Annotated in this window: 3 protein-coding genes and 2 tRNA genes; 3 read left to right on the forward strand and 2 right to left on the reverse strand. The window is 68.1% G+C overall.

The features are described 5' to 3' along the window. Positions 1 to 229 precede the first annotated feature (229 nt). Together HY703_03320 and HY703_03325 are read left to right on the forward strand one after the other, a co-directional pair. A tRNA-Glu gene (locus HY703_03320) sits at positions 230 to 302 on the forward strand. Positions 303 to 309: 7 nt separating this feature from the next. Further along, positions 310 to 383 (forward strand) — tRNA-Val (locus tag HY703_03325). Positions 384 to 481: 98 nt separating this feature from the next. On the opposite strand, the gene HY703_03330 is transcribed toward HY703_03325, so the two are convergent. Together HY703_03330 and HY703_03335 are read right to left on the reverse strand one after the other, a co-directional pair. Continuing rightward, complete coding sequence (locus HY703_03330) at positions 482 to 724, reverse strand: CopG family transcriptional regulator (protein MBI4544208.1); 243 nt, start codon at positions 722 to 724, stop codon at positions 482 to 484. Then, positions 705 to 974, reverse strand: coding sequence for a BrnT family toxin (locus HY703_03335; GenBank protein ID MBI4544209.1), 270 nt, complete (start codon positions 972 to 974; stop codon positions 705 to 707). The genes HY703_03330 and HY703_03335 overlap by 20 nt, the downstream gene beginning before the upstream one ends. Positions 975 to 1,371: 397 nt before the next feature. Between HY703_03335 and HY703_03340 the strand changes: the two genes are divergently transcribed. Further along, the coding region (locus tag HY703_03340) for a PQQ-binding-like beta-propeller repeat protein (protein ID MBI4544210.1) at positions 1,372 to 3,656 on the forward strand (2,285 nt) is incomplete at its 3' end.

Below are 3,656 nucleotides of genomic sequence, written 5' to 3' on the forward strand. Positions count from 1 at the left end.
CTCACCGGCCAGGGCGGCGCCCGAGGCCGCGAGCGCGGCAGTCCCCTGGCTTTCCCCGGTGGCGCGCGACCTCCGAGCCGCGTGCTTGCCCGGGAAAGACGGCGGACCGGCTCTGGGGAATTACACCTGGCAATATCGGCGGTTCCGCAAGCCGGGTCAAGGGTTTTCAGGGGTTGACCGGGCCGGCGTTTCGGGTATACTTATCAAGGCTCGGGCTCGGGACGGGAAGGCCCCCATCGTCTAGTGGCCCAGGACATCTGGTTCTCAGCCAGAAAACCGGGGTTCGATTCCCCGTGGGGGTACTGAGACGGTCGCATAGCTCAGTTGGTTAGAGCGCACGGTTCACATCCGTGAGGTCCTAGGTTCGAGTCCTAGTGCGACCATCTGCAAGGGCAGTCCTGCGCCCCGACTCGCATTCGTGGCTCCCTTGCCGTAAGCCGAGGCGACGACTGCGGCCGAGTTGGTTCGCCCGTGGCGCTTCTTATACGGTTCCCGTGCGGAGCCGCTCGAGCCGCTCCGCGATCCAGACCTTGACCAGCGACTGCCGCGGCACACCTAGTCGCGCCGCCTCTCGATCCAGCGACTCGATCATCCATGCCGGGAAGTCCACATTGACCCGCCGTTGCTCCAGCCCGGGCCTGCGCGCTTTCGAGACGTCCAGATAGCGAGAGACGTCCTTCCCCTCGTCGAACTCCCGCTCGAACTTACTCGCCTTGACCTTCATACAACTTCACCTCCTCCCAGCGGGAGCGCCGGACAGAGACGATGCGGATCTTCTCGCCACGGTACGTAATGACGCCCGACCAGTGCTTCTCGGCGATTTTCCCGATCACCAACGACCGGGGCTCATCCGTGGTCCGGGCGGGAATCTCAATCCGGTTCTCATCCTCCCACAGCCTCATCGCCTCGTTGAAGTCGATCCCGTGCTTCGCCTTGTTGGCCTCGCTCTTGGCCGGATCGAACTCGAATTCCATAGGTATAGAAATTATACCATTTTTATTCGGTGTCAAGCATTGACGGTCGTGTGAACCCCGAACGAGTCGGCCGCCTTACGCCGCTCGCCGCGTCCGGCCTCATCCAGTTTCCCGGTCTTGAGGTCCGCTGGTCTTTGCGCTGCAATTGAGCGCATCATGAGCGGACTCGCTTGGAGGACTGGCTCCGGTCTGACCGGGCTAGTGGCGTCGCCTGCGTTGGCCAGGCTGCTTCTCTTCTTTCTACTCTTCCCTGAAGAGCGGCTGCACTTTCGCCGGCGAATCCAGGCCGACTTCTTCTCGAACAAGGTGGCTTCGAGCCCGCGGAGATCGCTCGCCGGCTTGACGGGGTTGGCGGCGCCGCCTATTCTCGCTGCGCCACCCCTTCGATCTCTGGTCTGTGAATCATCTCCTTTCACTCGCGGTCGTGCTGCTGCTGGGGTCGCCGGTGCGGCTCGGCGCGCAGGCTGCCGAGCCGGCGGGCGCAGGCCGCAGCGTGCTGGACGGCGTCTTCACGGAGGCGCAGGCCGTCGCCGGCAAGGCCATCTTCAATCGGAACTGCGGCGAGTGTCACGCGCCCGGCCACTTCACGCACCGCGGCTTCCTGGGCGCCTGGGCCGGGCGCAGCCTGGCCGACCTGCTCGGCCAGCTACGCGAGACCATGCCCTTCGACCGGCCGGGTCAGCTCGCGCCCCAGGAGTACGTGGACGTGATCGCATACATCCTGACGCTGAACGGCCTGCCCCCCGGCCGGGACACGCTGCGCGCGGATTCCACGCTCGGCCTCATCCGCATCGAGCGTGCGCCAGCGAGCGAGAAGCCCGGCCTAACCGGGGATGGCGAGTGGCGCTACTGGGGCGGCGACGCGGGGAGCACGCGCTACTCGGCGCTGGACCAGATCCATGCGGACAACGTCAAGGACCTGCAGGTGGTGTGGCGCTGGTCGGCGGCCAACTTCGGGCCGACGCCCGAGACCTACTACCGGGCGACCCCCCTCTACGCTCGAGGCGTGCTCTACACGGTGGCGGGCGAGCGGCGCGCTGTGGCCGCCATCGATCCGGCCACGGGCGAGACGCTCTGGACCTGGCGCATGGACGAGGGGCTGCGCTGGGAGAAGGCGCCGCGCCGCTTCTCCGGGCGCGGGCTCGCCTACTGGACGGACGGCCGCGAGGAGCGCGTGATCGTGGTCACGCCGGGCTACTACCTGGTGGAGCTGGACGCGCGCACCGGGCGGCCGGCGCCGGGCTTCGGCGAGGACGGCGTCGTGGACCTGATGCAGGGCCTGGGCTACCAACTGGTGCCGTGGACCGGGCAGAGCGGACCGCTGATGACGAACGGCGACAACGGGCCGGTGAAGGCCACGGGCGACATCGCCTCGAAGGCTGCCGCGGAAGGGGGCGAGAAGCTGGTGTACGGGATCGACCCCGAGGAAGGGCAGATCGGGTCCAGCTCGCCGGCCATCGTGGTGGGCGACGTCATTGTAGTGGGCAGCTCGGCGCTCCAGGGCTACTACCCGCGGCGGCTGAGGAACATCCCGGGCACGATCCGCGGCTTCGACGTGCGCAGCGGCCGCCAGCTCTGGGTGTTCAACCTGATCCCGCGCCCGGGCGAGTTCGGGCACGAGACGTGGCTGGAAGATTCCTGGGAGGTGGCGGGGAAGAACGATGCCTGGGCGCCGTTCTCGGCGGACCTGCAGGCCGGGCTCGTCTACATCCCCGTCGGCCACCCGCACAACGACTGGTACGGCGGCCACCGGCCGGGGGACAACCTGTTCTCGGAGAGCGTGCTGGCGCTGGACGCGCGCACGGGGAAGCGGCGCTGGCACTTCCAGATGATCCATCACGACATCTGGGACTACGACACGCCCACCGCGCCCAATCTGGACGACATCACGGTCAAGGGAAAGCGCATCCCCGCGCTGGTGCAGACCACGAAGCAGGGGTTCGCGTACGTCCTTGACCGCCTGACTGGCAAGCCGGTCTGGCCGATCGTCGAGCGGCCGGTGCCGCGGTCGGATACGCCTGGCGAATGGACCTCGCCGACGCAGCCGTTCCCCTCGCGCCCGCGCGCCTTCGAGCGGCAGGGCGCCACCGTGGACGAGCTGATCGACTTCACGCCCGAGCTGCGCGCGCAGGCGCTGGAGCTGGTGAAGGAGTTCCGGCTGGGGCCGCTGTACACGCCGGTCTCGCGGGTGGAGGCGCCGGACGGGACTAAGGGGACGATCCAGGTCCCGGGCGCGAATGGCGGCACCAACATCATGGGCGGCGCCGCGGTCGATAGGGAGACCGGTATCCTGTACGTGGCGTCGCAGGGCGGGCATAGCCGGATCGCGCTCGAGCACAATCCGGAGCGCTCGGAGATGAGGTATGTGTCGCAGGGGCCGGGCGGGCTGCGCGGGCCGCAGGGGCTGCCGCTGCTCAAGCCGCCTTACGGCCGCATCACGGCCATTGACCTGAACACGGGCGAGCACCTGTGGATGATCCCCAACGGGGACACGCCCGAGAGCGTGAAGAACCACCCGGCGCTCCGGGGCGTGAGCCTGCCGCGTACGGGGAAGAGCGCGCATGCCAACGTGCTGGTCACGAAGACGCTGCTCTTTTACGGCGAGGGCCGGGGCGGCGGGCGGAGCTTCCATGCCGTGGACAAGCGGACGGGTGAGGAGCTCGCGGCCCTCGAGCTGCCGGC

Source organism: Gemmatimonadota bacterium (assembly GCA_016209965.1).
GTDB lineage: Bacteria > Gemmatimonadota > Gemmatimonadetes > Longimicrobiales > RSA9 > JACQVE01.